Consider the following 17,358-nt stretch of genomic DNA (forward strand, 5'->3'; position numbering starts at 1 on the left):
AAAGTTAGAAATTAAAGTTTTAATTGACTTGACAAACCCACTTCCAAAGCGGGTGACTTTGTCCTTGCTGGCGAATCCGATATACCTGTTGCTCTAAGCGATGTTGTTCCCGACTGGATATTCCTAGTAAAATATTCCGGCTTTGCCACACCAATACAGAAGCTGTCATGCCAATGCACAAAGCAAGTCCCAGAGCTGGCAGTGGATTGTAATAAAGTCCATATCGCACTGCCGCCCAGGTAAAGTATTCCCGCAATAGAAAAATTGGGTAGCGCAAGCCCCAGAGACTCAAGGGACCAATGGTAATCCAAAGCAACCCGGCGACCAACCACCTGCCGTAGACAGTCAGCCGGTGTAACCTTTGCACTTGCTGTTGGAAGCTTGGATCATCGGCATGGCTGAGGGGGTTGCGGGTCAGAGGTTCAGAAGGGCACAGGGGTAGAGGAGAAGTTGAATCTAGATTATCCTGTACTTCCCCGCTCTCCGGCTCTCCAGCTCCTCTGCGCCCTTGCTCCCAGCGATCGTCTCTTGCCTGATTCATTGCTTCTTGCCTTATGCCCTTCAGATTTCATCAGAAGCTTTGGGTTCCGTTGCCGCAATAGCGATCGCTTGACCCGTCCGTTCTCTCCACCAAGCTAAAAGGGTACTCGCAATGAAGATACTGGAATAAGCACCAGCGGCAAACCCAACAATCAGCGCTAAAGCAAAGTTTTTCAGCGTTTCTCCACCAAAGAAAAAGATGGAAAACAAAGTCAACAACACCGTAAATGTAGTGTTGATCGAGCGAGTCAGGGTTTGATTAACCGCGTCTTCGACAATCTGGTTAATATGCTCTCCAGGATTCAGTTTAATGACTTCCCGAACCCGGTCGTAGATCACCACCGTATCGTTGACTGAGAAACCGATGATCGTCAAGATAGCGACGACAAATAAGCTATCGACTTCAGTACCGAACACCAAGCTCAAGATGGCGAAAAACCCTAGGGTGATCAAAACATCGTGGAGCAAGGCAACAAAGGCGAACAAGGAGTAGTCGAACTGGAAGCGAAAGGTCAGGTAAACAAAAATACCCACAAAGGAGAGCAAGATCGCCAGTAAACCAGAGGCAAATAACTGGCGTCCGAGAGTCGGCCCCACCGTGTCTATCTGAGTCTTTTGGGGATCGAAGGCTCTGAGTTGGTTTAAGGCATTTTGCAGCTTGGTGCGTTGGTCAACATTCAACGCTTTGGTGCGAATAGACACACCCGGCTGAGTTTGCCCTTGAGCGTTCCTGGTTAACGCTTGGATGCTACTGTCACCCAAACCCTGAGCTGCGATCGCTTCCCGAACCGTCGCGATATCAATCGGTCGATCGCAGTTGTTTGGTTTAGAACAATCGAGTTCAAACTGCAACCGCGTACCGCCGACAAAATCTAGACTGGGACGTAACGGCGCACCGATCTGCGTCCAGTTGATTACCATCGCAATCAGTCCACTCAGGATCAGGACGGCAGAAATCGTCCACCAGAGCGATCGCCGTTTGATTAGATTTAATTTCATGACCCTACCTCTGGCTCAGACTTCCTTGACGCCTGCAAATTCGGACAAAACCATTGTGGCTTGCGTAATTCTGGAAAGCTGATCGCTGTCATGAGTAGGGTACGGCTACAGGTAATTGCTGTAAACATACTCACTAAGACTCCGATTGCTAGCGTCAGGGCAAAGCCTTTTACCAGACCCGAACCCAGCCAAAACATAAACCCACAAGCAATTAACGTTGTGACGTTACCGTCCAAAATGCTGGAAAATGCCCGATAAAAACCAGATTCTACCGAACGATATAAACTCTTCCCGGCTCTTAATTCTTCCCGCGTCCGCTCAAAAATCAGTACATTGGCATCGACTGCCATCCCGATACTGAGAATAAAACCAGCAATCCCAGGGAGAGTCAAAGTAACGCCGAGTAAAACAAAGCCAGATAAGCACAATAGCGAATAAATGACTAGCGCTATCCCAGCAATTGCCCCCGGTAAGCGGTAATAGACGCCGATGAAGATCAATACCAAAATCAGACCACCGATAGAGGCGTAAATACTGCTTTGGATACTATCTCGCCCCAGGGTTGCCCCCACGGTACGGTTTTCAATGATTTCCACTGGGTAGGGTAGGGCACCGCCCCGCAGCTGGACGACCAGCTCGTTGGCTTCTTCTAAGCTAAAGTTGCCTGTAATCTCGGCACCGCCGCCGCTGATGCCTTCTTGGGCATACTTCACTTCAACGGTAGCAGCGCTGAGCAGTTCTTCATCTAAGAAGATTCCCAAAGTGCGTCCCGTCCCAGCAATATTTTTGGTCAACTGGGCAAAGCGTCCGCCTCCTTCAGGATCAAAGGAAATGTTGACACTCCAGTTGTCGCTCGTCTGAAAAGGTCGAGCGGTGGCTCCTGTGAGGTTTTTGCCTGTAAGTGGGGGGTTGGTGCGCTCAAACAAAGCTGCGATCGCTTGGTTACTCCGCTGGAGAGCTTCCTGATTTTTAGCGATCTCCGCTTCGTCTTTCGTCTTTCTCAACTCATCCTGCTTCGCTTTTAATTCCCGTCGCAGCTGTTGTTCAATTTGCAACTGGGTTTCCGAACCCGGTTTTTGTTCGCGGAAATCCAATTGAGCAGTGCCACCCAGCACCCGTTCTGCTTGCTCCGGATCGCTGACCCCCGGTAGCTGCACCAAAACCTGGTCTTGTCCGACCGTTTGCACAATTGCTTCAGAGACTCCAAGACCGTTAATCCGGTTCTCTACGACTTTCTGAACTGCTTCTAAATCTTCTCGCGTGATTTCTTTGCCTTCAGTGGGTTTCACCTGAAGCGTCAGTTGCGATCCCCCTTGAAGGTCTAATCCCAGCCGAATTGGAATCCTGGCAAGCACGGTGATAGAAGCAATCACCAGAACCAGAATTAAGGCTAATAAAGAACGCTGTCTCTGCATACCACGACCCGCTCAAACAAATGCTATGATAATCCCTTTTGGGCTGGTCGATCCGGATTGATTGTCAGCGGGCATTAGTCATTAGTCATTCGTCATTGGCAATTGACTCAGACTAGGGACTAAGGACTAATGACCGATCACACTTGGAGTGCCATCATCTTTTGCACGGCTTCCACAATTTGCTCGGGTTGGACAATCGTCAACCGCTCCAGCGTTCCATTATAAGGTGTGGGGATATCCTGGGAAGATAGCCGCAGAACAGGTGCATCTAGCTCATCAAACAGCCGATCGTTAATTGAGGCTGTCAATTCTGCCGCAATCCCGCCGGTTTTCATGCATTCCTCTACGATAATCACCCGGTGGGTTTTCCGGACGGAAGCGCCGATGGTATCGAAATCCAGTGGTTTGAGGGAAATCAGGTCAATCACTTCTGGATCGAAACCTTCTTTTTCCATCTGTTTTGCCGCTTGCATAACATGGTGACGCATCCGCGAATAAGTCAGGATCGTGACATCCTTACCTTGCCGCACCACTTCTGCCTTATCTAAGGGCAGCACATATTCTTCCTCTGGTAAATCTTCTTTCAAGTTGTAGAGGAGGACGTGTTCAAAGAATAAAACCGGATTATCGTCGCGGATGGCTGCCTTTAACAATCCTTTGGCGTTGTAAGGTGTGGAGCAGGCGACAATTTTTAAACCCGGTACTGCTTGGAAATAAGCTTCTAGGCGCTGAGAGTGTTCGGCACCCAATTGACGACCGACGCCACCTGGCCCCCGAATCACCATCGGAATTTTGAAGTTGCCGCCGGAAGTATAGCGCAGCATTCCAGCGTTGTTAGAAATTTGGTTAAAGGCAAGGAGCAAAAAGCCCATGTTCATGCCTTCAATAATCGGTCTGAGACCTGTCATTGCAGCACCTACTGCCATGCCGGTGAAGCTGTTTTCGGCAATGGGGGTGTCGAGTACGCGCAGATCACCATATTTTTTGTACAGGTCTCTGGTGACTTTGTACGAGCCGCCATAGTGACCGACATCTTCACCAAGGACAAATACGGCTGAGTCGCGGGCCATTTCTTCGTCTATGGCTGCGCGGAGGGCGTTGAAGAATAAAGTTTCTGCCATCGGTACAGTAGAGGAGAGGAGTTTGATCGGGTCAGATTAGGATTTTAACCTCTTCAGGCTCTAGAATTTTGCTAGCGATCGCACATCGCTCTGGATTGGGGAACCGGAAGCGATCGCACTTTGTTCATCGTAAAATTAATCGCAGTATTGACAAAACTTTAAAAATATGCAAAACCCGCCTTCTCAAAGAAAACGGGTTTTTATTGGAAAATTACGATTATCAACCTACAGCATTCTTGACTTCAAGCACCTTTTAAAACCCAACGAATCTCTAGTTCAATTCCGGTTTGGGAGCCATACATCTGTAGGGGCATGGCAATCAAAAATCCCCTATCAAACGTTAGAACCTTTTTTTAAAGCAGGCGGAAGGTGAAGGGATAGCGGTAGGGTTGATCCGGATTCCCCAAACAGTGAGTAATTGCCAGAATCGTCAGTGCCCAATGAACGACAAACCCGATAGGTCCGAGGATAAAGCCCAATAAACCAAGGGTGATAAAAGTTAAGAAGGCAATAATCGCTCCATAGAACCAAACATTGAAGTGAAAGTTGATTGCTTCTTTGGCATTGTCTTTCACAACTGGATCATCGGATACAAATAACATCGCAACAGGTATGCCGATAGACACCAGTGTCGTGCTAAAAAAGATCGAGCCATGAGATAGTACCGACAACAACTTCCGCTTGTCCATGTCGTACATCAAAACCCCCTAATGCTTCTCTTGCGTTGCCTCTAGTCAAGACTCTAACACGCGATCGCTGGGGGTGAGCCGCACGCTAGCGAACGGCTTTCCGTACCCGAAAGGCACAAAAGCTTCTGGTACTAAAGCAGAGAGAAGTTATCCTGAAACAGCCGCAGAATTTCGGTCACTGACCGCAGTCGTTTGCTGATGTTGCTGCCGAATTGGAATCGCGATCGCGAACTCTGCCCCCTGTCCCGGTGCTGAAATGCATTTCAAGCTGCCGCCGTGTTTTTCGACTACAATTTGATAACTGATAGATAACCCCAAACCTGTGCCGCTACCAACAGGTTTAGTTGTAAAGAAGGGGTCAAAAAGCTTTTGGCGTACCTCCTCCGTTATCCCAAGACCATTATCAGAAATCCGAACCACAACTTGACGATCGTCTTGAACTTCAGTGCGAATCCGAATCCAAGGCAGGGACGCTGGGGAACAAAGCTGCTGGGGAGAGTGTACCAAATTCTCCTCTGCACTTCTGCGCCTCTGTGCCTCTGCCTCTTCTAAGGCATCAATTGCATTGGTGATGGTATTTATAAATACTTGATTCAGTTGCCTCGCATAACACTCGATGGGGGGCAGATTGCCATACTCTTTAATAATTTCAATCGCTGGGCGTCCCAGTTTCCCTTTCAAGCGGTTTTGCAAGATCAGCAGCGTACTGTCAATGCCTTCGTGGAGATTAACCGCCTTCACCTCTGCCTCATCCAAGCGCGAGAAGTTTCGCAACGATAAGACAATTCCGCGGATACGGTTCGTCCCCGCCTTCATTGAGGACAGCATTTTGGGTAAGTCTTCCTGAAGAAAATCTAAGTCAAGGTTCTCCACGACTGCGGCAATTTCAGGAACAGGTTCGCAATTGTGTTGCTGATAGAGGCGAATCAGATGTAGTAATTCTTTTGTATATTCGTCGGTGTGAATTAGATTGGCGTAAATAAAGTTAATAGGGTTATTAATTTCGTGAGCAACACCAGCAACCAATTGACCCAAGCTAGACATTTTTTCGCTCTGAATCAATTGAGATTGGGTTTGTTTCAACTCACATAAGGTTTTTTCTAGATGAAGTGTCTGTTGTCTTAATTGCGCTTCCGATTTTTGTAAAGCAATTTCTGCCTGCTTGCGTTCGCGAAGCGCGGCTTGCCGTTCGCTAATATCGCGTACTATTACCAAAGCTTCTGATTCTAAGCTACGCGCATACCGAGCCTCATAATCGTGCTGGTTGCCGTCTATGGAAGTCATTTGATACTCGTAGAGTTGTGTTTCACCGGAAGCGATCGCTTTCGATACGTTGTACATGGTAGCTTCAGCCAACTCGGTAGGTAATACCTCCCACACGCTTTTCCCCAAAAAGTGACTGGGAGGCATCGCCAGAGCATCTTCTCTGGGCGCTTGAAAGTCCATAAAAGTCCCATCACTGCAAATCCGAAACAACATATCCGGTAGGGCTTGGATGAAGGCGCGATTTTTCGCTTCGCTTTCCCGCAATGCCGCCTCTACTTGCTTGCGTTGAGTAATGTCGCTTGCTACGACTACAATCCCTTTACGGCTTCCATCTGGGTTGAATAAGGGCACCTTGGCGACATCAAACTTCCTCGCTGAACCATCGGGTAATGAAATCTCTTCTTCGTAATGGCTAATAGTTTCTGCACGCCACGCTCTTTCATCGGATTCTTGACAACCAAAAAGAGCTTCCTGATAAAATTCTGTATACTCTTCTAGTTCTGCGTCTGTCTTGCCCTGATAATCGACACCTTCGAGCTGAAAAAGCTTCAGTCCTTCTTGATTCGAGATCAGCCAGCGTCCTTCACCGTCTTTCATATTCACCACGTTCGGAACCGCATCAATCAGGGTATTCAGCCAGTATTCTTGACTTCGCAGCTGCGCCTCTATCTGCTGACGTTCCTGAATTTCTGATTTCAGTCGGCGGTTGGCTTCCTCGATCTGAGCGGGACTGGGCAGTGCTAGGATGTTAGGAATTAATGACATCAATACAATACCTGTCGCCACAGAAATCACAGCCGCTACAGCTTTCACCAACCCTGACAGCCAATACATTGGGTGCCATAGGGTCCAGATTTCCAACACATGACTTGTCCCACAAGCGATAATAAAGCTGCCAAACAACAGAAATACCCAATCAAAGGGCAAATCGCCTCGCTTGCGGACAATGTAAACCAACAGCAGCGGAATTGAATAATAAGCCAGGGCGATTAAACCATCTGACAGAATATGCAGCCACACTAGCCCTGTTTTCCATAAGTAGCAGTGTCCGTGCGGGATAAATTGCCCGGAAGTAAAAAGATTGTGCAAAAGTGATGGCATAAAGTCTCCTTGGGGTTGCTACTTTATAGCTGAATATCGCTCGCTTGCGAGAGTTGGCATGGGTAGGTCTGCACCGGATAAATTACAGTTGTTTTGCTCTTGCAAAAAGACGGTTGGTTTCTTAGCGTAGAACTTCAAAAAAAAACTTGCTTTGCTTAGCGCCTTGTATTTGGATTCGTCAGCAGTGCGTAATTTTAGATAGGAGACGAGTATTAACGGAATATATCGGCTTAGAATTAAATTAAGTAGATAGATATAAAGAAAGTGCAACCTTAAACGAACCTTCCCTGCGTTCTCAGTTCACCCACCAGTTGGGGGAAGAAGGGTGAGAATTTTTATTGACGAAAGAGAGAAAATTTCTCCCTTTTTCGGGGCGAAAAGTCTAAACAGAGGTTTCCTCTGTTAGCATTAGGTTCTCGCGAATGGAGGAGCAAAGCTTGTCAACACAGCAGGCGAATGGGCAAGGTTTTCCGGTTAATTGGACTTACCTCCTTAGACAAAACTGCTAGCGAATTGCGGCTAGCAGGAGTGAATCTAAATTTTTGATGAGGGTGAGAGTTGTTAATCGGGAATGTTACTGAAAGAAGCGATCGCGTCTTAGTCCAATCGGAACCCTAGAACGAATAAAAGTAAAAAGGCTATCTCCGGTTTGGGTTGTTCCGTCTGTTGTATACGGATACGCTTCATCGTTTCACAATCTAACCTTTTATAATTTTTGTTGAAAGTACCGAACCAGGCATCCGAATGTTTACTGATTTCCAGTCCCCAGAAGCAACCACTCAATCTGAAATACAAGCAGCGGTTGAGCGTCGGCGTAACTTTGCGATTATTTCTCACCCCGACGCGGGTAAAACGACGCTGACCGAAAAGCTGTTGCTGTACGGAGGTGCGATTCACGAAGCGGGAGCGGTGAAGGCGCGTCGGGCGCAAAAAAAGGCGACTTCTGACTGGATGGAGATGGAGCAACAGCGGGGAATTTCGATTACCTCGACGGTGTTGCAGTTTGCATATCACAACTGTCAGATTAATTTGCTGGATACTCCGGGACACCAAGATTTCAGTGAAGATACGTATCGGACGCTGGCGGCAGCAGATAATGCGGTGATGCTGATTGACGCAGCGAAAGGTTTGGAACCGCAAACACGGAAGCTATTTGAAGTATGCCGGATGAGAAAAATCCCCATCTTCACTTTTGTGAATAAACTCGACCGCCCCGGACGGGAACCATTGGAACTGCTAGATGAAATTGAGCAGGAATTGGGATTGCAAACCTATGCCGTAAACTGGCCAATAGGAATGGGCGATCGCTTCAAGGGCGTCTACGACCGACGGCAGCAGCAAATTCACCTATTCGAGCGCAGCGTACATGGCAAGCGTGAAGCGCTGGATACCGTTGTAGATATGGGCGATCCTCGAATTGAAGAACTGCTGGACCAAGAACTTTACTATCAACTCAAAGAAGATTTAGAACTCCTTGAAGGCGTTGGCTCAGAACTGGATCTAAACCTAGTTCATCAAGGCACAATGACGCCCGTGTTCTTTGGTAGCGCCATGACCAACTTTGGGGTGGAGTTATTTTTGGATGCGTTTCTCGACTACGCCCTCAAACCCGGTTCCCGGCAAAGCAGTAATGGTGCAATTCCACCTACTTACCCAGAATTCACAGGTTTTGTCTTCAAGCTGCAAGCGAATATGGACCCGAAGCACCGCGACAGGATAGCCTTTGTGCGCGTCTGTACCGGCAAGTTTGAAAAAGACATGACAGTGAATCATGCCCGTACTGGCAAAACCGTTCGCTTGTCTCGTCCTCAGAAACTATTTGCCCAAGATAGAGAATCGATTGAAGAAGCGTATCCCGGCGATGTCATTGGATTGAACAATCCTGGCGTCTTTGCGATTGGCGATACGATTTATACGGGTCAGAAGCTAGAGTACGAAGGTATTCCCTGCTTCTCTCCGGAATTGTTTGCTTATCTGAAAAACCCCAACCCTTCTAAGTTCAAGCAATTCCACAAGGGGGTTTCGGAATTGCGGGAAGAAGGTGCAGTGCAAATCATGTACTCCGTGGATGAAGGCAAACGCGACCCAATCCTAGCAGCGGTGGGACAATTGCAATTTGAGGTAGTGCAATTTCGCTTGCAGAATGAATACGGTGTTGAAACTCACACAGAATTATTGCCTTATAGTGTGGCTCGTTGGGTAGCCGGTGGCTGGGAGGCTCTGCAAAAAGTGGGACGTCTTTTCAACACCGTGACGGTGAAGGATAGCTGGGGGCGTCCGGTGCTGTTGTTCCGAAACGAATGGAATTGTCAGCAGGTGCAAGCGGATCATCCAGAGTTGAAGTTAAATTCTGTAGCGCCTGTAGCGGCGGGGCAACAACCAGTAGATTTTTGACCAAGCGCTTGGTGAAAGCCAATACCTCACTGGTTTCCTGGGTCATGATTGATGTTTCCCAGCCTGTTTCAGGCTGGGTGCCACTGTCCCGCCGGAGCCGGATATCAAAAAAGGTGGACACTTGCCCACCTTACCTACTCTCATCTTCCGTTTTATCTAGAAAGGGCGGGGAAACCCCGCCCCTACTATTAGGCGTTCGTGTTAATACTCAGCAGCACCTCACCTTTGATCATCCGTTGGGCGGCATCGAGGAGCGCTTCTTCCAGATAAGGCTTGGTAAAGTAGCCCTTGGCTCCCAACTGAGCTGCCATTTGCTGGTGCTTGCTAGCGCCACGAGAAGTTAGCATTGCTACCGGCAGATGGTTGAGGCTGGGGTCTTTCTGAATCCGTGAGAGCAACTCCAGTCCGTCCATGCGAGGCATTTCAATGTCGCAGAAGACAATCTCGCAAGGCAGACCCGACCGAAGTTTATCCCAAGCTTCCTGACCGTCACGGGCTTGTTCCACTCGGTATCCTGCCTTGTTAAAGGTCATGGAGAGAAGTTCGCGCACCGTAATTGAGTCATCTACAATCAAGACCATCGGATCGGTCTTCACTGCTGGAGCCTCTACAGGAAGGGAAACACCCGCCTTATCCCACAGAGAAACGTTACGGTCTTTGCCAATCCTACCCGTCGCTAAGTCAATCAGCTCTAGAACGTCAGCAATGGGCATGATCCGACCATCCCCTAAGACAGTAGCACCTGCGACGCCTAGGGGCTTGGGCACAGGGCCTTCCAGTTGCTTAATCACAATTTCTTGTTCTCCCAGCACCTGATCTACTTGGACGGCGATAAAATTGCCAGCACTGCGTAGCACGACAATCGAAATCATGTCATCTTCCCTGTTTCCACCATAAACGGTGCCTCGACTGAGGTGACGCTGGTAGGTCAGTAGTTCCTCTAGAGGTTGGAAGGGCATGAGAGAGTCGCGCCAAGAGATACAGGTCTCACCTTCTGAGTTCGTTTGAATGCGGTCTTGGGGCACATCCAACATATCTTCCACCCCATCCATCGGGAAGGCAATGCGAGCTTTGTCACTCAGGCAACAAAGTGCTTTGCAAATACTTAAGGTAAGGGGCAGACGAACGGTAAAGGTAGTGCCCTTGCCTAGGGTGGAGTCTGTTGTGATTACACCGCGAATTTCGTTCAAACTGGTGCAAACCACATCCATCCCGACGCCGCGACCTGAGAAGTCATCGGCTTTGTCTTTGGTACTAAAACCAGGATGGAAGAGCAGATCGTAGACTTCCAGACGGGTCATGGACTTGGCTTCAGATGCGGTAATCAGCCCTTTTTCGACTGCCTTTGCCTTTACCCGTTCTGAATCAATGCCTGCGCCATCATCCGAGACGGAGATAACGGTTTGGTTGCCTTGATGGAAGGCTCGGATGGTAATCCGACCTACGGGAGGCTTTCCGGCGGCTATACGCACTTCTGGCGGTTCAATGCCGTGAGTGATGGCATTGTTCACCAGGTGCGTCATCGGATCGTAGAGGTGTTCCAGGATCACTTTATCGATCAAGGTTTCCCGACCCTCAATCTGTAGCTCGGCTTGTTTGCCGCACTTGAGAGAAATCTCGCGGACGGCACGGGGCAAGCGGTCGGCAGTTTGGGCAAAAGGCACCATGCGCGATCGCGTCAATCCTTCTTGCAACTGAGTCGTCACCTGCCGCAGCATCCGGGCGACCTGGTCAGTTTCATCAACGAGGAATTCAATGTCAGCCGCCGACTCTCGGACACGGACAATTAGCTCAATGATTTCTTGGGAAAGGCTGTGGAAAGGCGTAAACAGATCGAGTTCCAATTCACCCAAACCAAAACGGCTGTTGGCGGGAGCCTCCTGCGCTGCCGACGTATGGTCAGGTCGGGCGTTGAACCGATTGCTTTGACGACTGGCGAGTAGAGAGCTTTCTAGGAGCGATCGCTCATACCGATCCTGCATCCTCGCTCCCACGTCACTGAGTTGCTGTACCTGGTGCAGCAAGTTATCCAGAAATTGTCGCAGGCGTTCTTGATCCTGTTCCAAAGTGTTCCGGTTCACCACTAATTCCCCCACCAGGTTGCTGAGGTTGTCTAGGTGCTTAACCGGCACCCGCATGGTCTGTTCAAACACTTTAACCGGACGGGGACGATTAACCGGGCGAACTTGGCCTGGGCTTGTTTTCACACTACGTGGCCCACCCATCGTCTCCTCAGCCTGTCCCAACAGTTCCTCCAAATCCCCAAATCCATCGTCAAGGGCGTCTGCGGATGTAGCTGTTTCAGCTATCGGCTTCGTAGGAGAACGCTGCGATTGAGCAAATTGAGGAACAAGCTGAGGTTCATCATCCCCCAAGAGAGCTTCCAAGTCAGCAAACTCATTCATGTCTTCTGCATCAAAAGCCGCTGGCACGGATTCCTCTTCGCCTAGCAGTGCTTCCAACTCGTCAAACTCATCGTTACTTGCCAAGTTAGATGCTGGTTCTGCGAACACTTCCTCACCCAACATTGCCTCTAATTCGTCAAACTCATCGTTTTCCACTAATGAGATGGCTAAGTCTTGGTCTTGTTCTCCAACTGTCTCTAGCAAAGACAACTCATCTAAAACAGCAGCCTCTGAAGGATTTGCAATCTCTTGTTGTTCTGTCACTAAGTCCCAGAGATCGTCAACTTCCTTCAACTCATCTGCGTCAGACGCTTGGTTTTCTGAAGGAATTTCTCCAATTAACAGATTCTCTTCAAAATCCAATCCATCCCCAAACTCTACTGGTTCGCTACCTAAGAGATCCTCTAACTCGGAAGCTGCCTCTTGAGACACCGCTGCTGAGTCGATTCCCCACTCGGCATCGTCCATGTCGCTGCTAAATAGGTCTAAATCTGCTAATTCCAGCGCTTCTGGAGTCGATGCAGATGATGCTTCTTCTCCAAACATCGCTTCCAGATTCTCTGACTCCACTGGCACCGCAGCTAAGTCGATTCCCCACTCAGCTTCCGTATCGTTACTGCCAAATAGGTCTAGGTCTGAATCTGCTAATTCCAGCGCTTCTGGAGTTGGTGCTTCTTGTTCCCCAAACATCGCTTCCAGATTCTCTGACTCCACCGGCACCGCGGCTAAGTCGATTCCCCACTCAGCTTCCGTTTCGCTGCTAAATAGGTCTGAATCTGCTAATTCCAGCGCGTCTGGAGTCGGTGCAGATGATGCTTCTTCTCCAAACAATGCTTCCAAATTCTCTGGGGCTTCCGCAGGCACTGCTGCTAAGTCGATTCCCCACTCGGCATCGTCCATGTCGCTGCTAAATAGGTCTGAATCTGCTAATTCCAGCGCTTCTGGAGTTGGTGCAGGTGCTTCTCCAAACATTGCTTCCAGATTCTCTGACTCTACCGGCACCGCGGCTAAGTCGATTCCCCACTCGGCTTCCGTTTCGCTCGTTTCGCTGCCAAATAAGTCTGAATCTGCTAATTCCAGCGCTTCTGGAGTCGGTGCAGATGATGCTTCTTCTCCAAACATTGCTTCCAAATTGTCTGACTCCACCGGCATCGCGGCTAAGTCGATTCCCCACTCAGCTTCCGTTTCGCTGCCAAATAAGTCTGAATCTGATAATTCCAGCGCTTCTGGAGTCGATGCAGATGATGCTTCTTCTCCAAACATTGCTTCCAAATTCTCTGGGGCTTCCGTAGGCACTGCTGCTAAGTCGATTCCCCACTCAGCTTCCGTTTCGCTGCCAAATAAGTCTGAATCTGATAATTCCAGCGCTTCTGGAGTCAATGCAGGTGATGCTTCTTCTCCAAACATTGCTTCCAGATTCTCTGACTCCACCGGCATCGCGGCTAAATCGATTCCCCACTCAGCTTCCGTTTCGCTGCTAAATAGGTCTGAATCTGCTAATTCCAGCGCTTCTGGAGTCGGTGCAGATGATGCTTCTTCTCCAAACATTGCTTCCAAATTGTCTGACTCCACCGGCACCGCCGCCAAGTCGATTCCCCACTCAGCATCGTCCATGTCGCTGCCAAATAGGGCTGAATCTGCTAATTCCAGCGCTTCTGGAGTTGGTGCAGGTGCTTCTCCAAACATTGCTTCCAGATTCTCTGGGGCTTCCGCAGGCAACGAGGAATCTAAGAGATCCTCATCAAGCTCGAAAGCTGCGTCGACAGGTACTACTGCTGAGTCGATTCCCCACTCAGCGTCGAATTCAGTAGCTAACAGATTTTCTTCATTCAAATCCAGCGCATCCAGCGCATCGGTACTGGAAGATGGCTCATCGCCCAACATTGTTTCTAGATTTTCTGCGGCATCCAGAGATTCTTGAGATGTTTCCTCTGACGGCAGCTCTAAAAACGCATCGGTTGTAGCGAAGAAATCATCGGAGGCGTCTGCCGAAACAAGGGACTCTTCCTGACTAGGATCGAACAAACTGGATAACGGCTCGCCTAGGCTAGCATCAAAAGCATCTGTATTTCCATCGGATAGGCTCATGCTGGCAAAGTCCAGAGAACTATCCCACTCAGTTGTTGCAGTTGCTTCTGGCTCTGCCTCAAAGAAGTTATCTAATGCGTCAAGTTGGGGCACTTCATGGCTTTCCCCATTCATGTCAAGAGATTCATCTAAAGATGCGAATTCTGTTGTTTCTAGCTCTGCTGCTTGCGACCCAAAGAAATCACCTAACTCATCTACCGAGACAGTTTCGGTAAGATTAGGAACAGAGTTTAGCGCCCCATTCGCATCTGCATCTTCTTGTAGCGCTAGGTTCTCGATCTCGCTACCAGTGCTTTCCGCTTCACTTTCCCAATCCAGGCTAAAGGGACTGGTTTGTGGATTGTCCAACTCCAACAAGTCCAGTGCTTCTTCGTTCCTTGCGTCTGAGGCGCTTGTATCCAGTGCAAATGCATCTGGAGACGCCCAATTGCTGGGAATATCTAAATCGTCTAAAGCTGAGAATGGCTCTTCAACCAAAGTTTCATTGAACTCCAGTTGGTTTTCCCAATCTTCTAGGTCTTCTCGTGCCGTTCCTGGCATTTGAGCTGCTGTTACTTCTGAGAAGCCCGCGGGTTGGATTGTCTCGTCCCACGCCAAGTCTGTTGCTGACCAATCCTCTAGGAAAGCTCTGTCAACGCTGCTTGTACTGGCATCGATATCTTCCACACCTGGTATGGCAGGCCAATTAAAGTCGAGGTTAACATCTCCTACCGCATCCGCTTCGATTTCGGGTGCGATCGCCTCTGACTCGAAAGGAGTTCCTATTGCTGCACTCAAGTCCAGCAGGTCGTTTGTCTCGTTTCTTGGCATCGTTTCTTCAAGCCACAGATCTGTGTTGTCTTCCAACATCAGTTCATCGAGAACATCGCCATTGTCTGCTCTGGCGTGTGGGGTTTCAAACAGATCCAAGTTGCTAAAGTCGGGTTCTTCTTCCCAACCTGCTGCCGTTAAATCAACTTCATCTTCCAACAGGCTACCCATCTCCAAATCGCCTGTCAAAGCTGTACTCGTACTCTGCTCATCCTCAAACACAAAATCTGGCAAATCGTTATCAGTCGCGGCGATTGGCTCGGCGGCAGCAACACTATCGAGTACCTGCAAATCCTCGCTCGACCAATCTGTAGCCCAGTCCGACCCTTCTGTAGACATGATCGATGGAGTTTCTAACTCTTCTGAAACTTCCTGGTTGCTGTTCTCGGCTGCTTCGCCAAACAGCGTTCCTGTTGTCATCAATTCCCAGTCTGACGACTCCTGATTCGCTGCTGTCTCGATCGAGTCATTTTCGTTAGTATTTATACCCGCAGCACCGAACATATCTTCATCCGAATCCGACTTTAACGCTTCAGATTCTGTCGCCAAGAGTGCCAAGTCCAAATTCTCAGAGGTAAGAATGCCTAATAAATCTTCATCTGTAGCAGCCGCAAGCGACTCGCTTAAAGGGTTGGCATTCTCTTGTTGCTCAAAGCCTTCATCTTCTAAGAAACTGTCACTCCAGAGATTGGCTAAATTCTCTGATGGGGTTGCTTCTGAAGCTGCGCTTGGGGCATCTGCCGCAAACAGCAGGTCAGAAAAATCATCTTCATCTCCATTTCCATCTGACACGTTACCTGCGAACAATTGTGCGGCATCTTCCCGTTCGCTTTCCGCTGAAGGCGTTTCGCCTTCCTCTACTAAGTCTTCTCCAAATCCAAACAAAGTTAAATCATCTTCTTCGGTTGCTGGAGTGGCAGATTTTCCTAACCCATCTGTATCACCACCCAGTAAGTCAGAAAAGTCGTTTTCTTGTTCAAGATTCAACCATTCCTGACGCTCTGTGCCCATATTCTCTGCCCCATCGCCAATGACTTGTTCTTCTTGCCAGGTTTCATCCAGATCCGGGGCTTCCCCTTCAAACAAATCAGCAAGGCTATTGAGTTCTGCCATGCCGACTTCCGGCCCGTTGGGATCGGCTGGATGATTGGCAGATTCCTTACCCCGACCTGATTTGATACTCGGTTGAGAGAACGTCGTATCTGAATTCGCGGAGGTGAGGGAGGGTTCCTTCAACCCAGCCCCCGATTCACCAACCGCAAACCGTTCTTTTTGGACAAACGTCTCTGAGTAGTTGAAACGGTCGGTTGCTTTTGGTCGGCTTTGACGGGTTCCGGCATCTGCTGGGGTCATAGAATGCTGCGATTGTACAGACGCAATTCGGGTCTGTAAATCGGCAGTCGTTGCTCCAGCTAGTTCTTGGGCTGAATAGATGAGCGCGGGTTCGGCATCCAGTTGCTCCAAAAGCGATGGAGTGGCGGAGGATGGTAGGAGTGCATTGAGCTGGGAACTCGGCTCAATTGAGCTAGCGCGACCTGCTAGCACCAGCTCTTGGGCTTGTTTAATTTCTTTAATAACGACAGTAGCCAGAGTGCGATAGGAATTTTCTGGATTTGCGATCGCGCTTGCCGAAGCCTGAATCAGTTCTGACCACTTCGGGCATTCATATTGTTCGCCCATCCGTTCCAAAGAGCCGCAGATTTCCTGAAGCTGTTGTCTGCATCTGGGTTGGTCGGTTTGTTTAAATAGCTGCAACATTTCGCGCAGCTGGTTGAGTACGTCGCTTTGAAAGCGTTTTTGGGCTTGCCCATCTCGAAGGTAGCCGCCTGCCGCCGTTGCCGCCCCTGTCTCTTGAGCGCCGCTAGCCGCCTCTAAGGAGACATTCCCGCCAGCCCCATTCACTAGGAATGCCATATGCTGGTTCAGTTCCTCAAACACTGGCTCGACGCCTGACATGATACCGTTAGCAATTTCCTCAGTCAGACCAAATGGGCCACTGAGTTGTTCTATCAGTTCCTTGAGGGTATCGGAAACCTTCAAAAAGAGGGACTCTAGTTTTTGGTCAATCTTCACCGGACACTCTTTGAGGACTTTGAAGCAGTCTTCTAAGCGGTGGGAGGTTCTCTGAATACTGTTGATTCCCAGCATTGCCGCCCCGCCTTTGACCGAATGGGCGGCGCGGAAAACTTCATTCACCATTTCAGAATCTTCAATGGTGCTTTGCAGATTCACCAATCCCTGTTCAATGGTATTGAGGTGGTCTTTCGCCTCCTCAATGAAGTAGCCCATGATTCGCTGTTGTTGCTCCGGCTGCATAGCAGTATCCTTCGAGAGTGCTGAGTGCTATTGACGCCCATACGGCGGCTTCCCGTAGGGAGTGCTGAGTAGGAGAAAGAAGATTTTTTCTCCACTAGATTGCTTTTAATGTACCCAATCTATACAGAATCGACATCATTGATTTTTGCCCGATTTGTAGAAACCCGATTAATCGCGTTTCCAGGGTGATTTTCAGTCGTTTTTGCCCCACAAT

Annotated in this window: 8 protein-coding genes; 1 reads left to right on the forward strand and 7 read right to left on the reverse strand. The window is 49.1% G+C overall.

The window, feature by feature from the left end:
* Window positions 1–19: 19 nt before the first annotated feature.
* The 6 genes from NDA03_RS21785 to NDA03_RS21810 form a co-directional block, all read right to left on the reverse strand.
* On the reverse strand, window positions 20–436 hold the full coding sequence (locus NDA03_RS21785) for a hypothetical protein (protein WP_190533779.1): 417 nt from the start codon (window positions 434–436) through the stop codon (window positions 20–22).
* 125 nt (window positions 437–561) lie between these two features.
* On the reverse strand, window positions 562–1,539 hold the full coding sequence (gene secF / locus NDA03_RS21790; RefSeq protein WP_190438399.1) for a protein translocase subunit SecF: 978 nt from the start codon (window positions 1,537–1,539) through the stop codon (window positions 562–564).
* Entirely contained in the window at window positions 1,536–2,954 is a 1,419-nt protein-coding gene (gene secD / locus NDA03_RS21795; protein ID WP_348239111.1) for a protein translocase subunit SecD, read from the reverse strand. Before secD ends, secF begins: the two co-directional genes overlap by 4 nt.
* Before the next feature lie 137 nt (window positions 2,955–3,091).
* The gene (locus tag NDA03_RS21800; RefSeq protein WP_190523941.1) at window positions 3,092–4,075 is read right to left on the reverse strand and encodes an alpha-ketoacid dehydrogenase subunit beta; all 984 of its coding nucleotides are present in this window, start codon (window positions 4,073–4,075) and stop codon (window positions 3,092–3,094) included.
* A gap of 353 nt (window positions 4,076–4,428) precedes the next feature.
* Complete coding sequence (locus NDA03_RS21805) at window positions 4,429–4,773, reverse strand: DUF4870 domain-containing protein (RefSeq protein ID WP_348239112.1); 345 nt, start codon at window positions 4,771–4,773, stop codon at window positions 4,429–4,431.
* A gap of 138 nt (window positions 4,774–4,911) precedes the next feature.
* Window positions 4,912–7,131 carry a PAS domain-containing protein gene (locus tag NDA03_RS21810; RefSeq protein WP_348239113.1) on the reverse strand — a complete coding sequence of 740 codons (2,220 nt, stop codon included), beginning with the start codon at window positions 7,129–7,131 and terminating at the stop codon, window positions 4,912–4,914.
* 744 nt (window positions 7,132–7,875) lie between these two features.
* Here NDA03_RS21810 and prfC point away from each other — a divergent pair.
* Window positions 7,876–9,525 carry a peptide chain release factor 3 gene (gene prfC, locus NDA03_RS21815; RefSeq protein ID WP_348239114.1) on the forward strand — a complete coding sequence of 550 codons (1,650 nt, stop codon included), beginning with the start codon at window positions 7,876–7,878 and terminating at the stop codon, window positions 9,523–9,525.
* 188 nt (window positions 9,526–9,713) lie between these two features.
* Here the strand turns inward: prfC and NDA03_RS21820 are convergent, their stop codons facing one another.
* The gene (locus tag NDA03_RS21820; RefSeq protein WP_348239115.1) at window positions 9,714–17,144 is read right to left on the reverse strand and encodes a response regulator; all 7,431 of its coding nucleotides are present in this window, start codon (window positions 17,142–17,144) and stop codon (window positions 9,714–9,716) included.
* Between the last annotated feature and the right edge of the window lie 214 nt (window positions 17,145–17,358).

Origin of the sequence: Trichocoleus sp. Lan (genome assembly GCF_039961855.1) — a bacterium.
Lineage (GTDB): Bacteria > Cyanobacteriota > Cyanobacteriia > Cyanobacteriales > FACHB-T130 > FACHB-T130.

Coding starts and splice junctions, on each gene's coding strand:
- secF (WP_190438399.1), bottom strand. CDS start 1,539: ATGAAATTAAATCTAATCAAACGGCGATCGCTCTGGTGGACGATTTCT.
- secD (WP_348239111.1), bottom strand. CDS start 2,954: ATGCAGAGACAGCGTTCTTTATTAGCCTTAATTCTGGTTCTGGTGATT.
- NDA03_RS21800 (WP_190523941.1), bottom strand. CDS start 4,075: ATGGCAGAAACTTTATTCTTCAACGCCCTCCGCGCAGCCATAGACGAA.
- NDA03_RS21805 (WP_348239112.1), bottom strand. CDS start 4,773: ATGTACGACATGGACAAGCGGAAGTTGTTGTCGGTACTATCTCATGGC.
- NDA03_RS21810 (WP_348239113.1), bottom strand. CDS start 7,131: ATGCCATCACTTTTGCACAATCTTTTTACTTCCGGGCAATTTATCCCG.
- prfC (WP_348239114.1), top strand. CDS start 7,876: ATGTTTACTGATTTCCAGTCCCCAGAAGCAACCACTCAATCTGAAATA.
- NDA03_RS21820 (WP_348239115.1), bottom strand. CDS start 17,144: ATGCAGCCGGAGCAACAACAGCGAATCATGGGCTACTTCATTGAGGAG.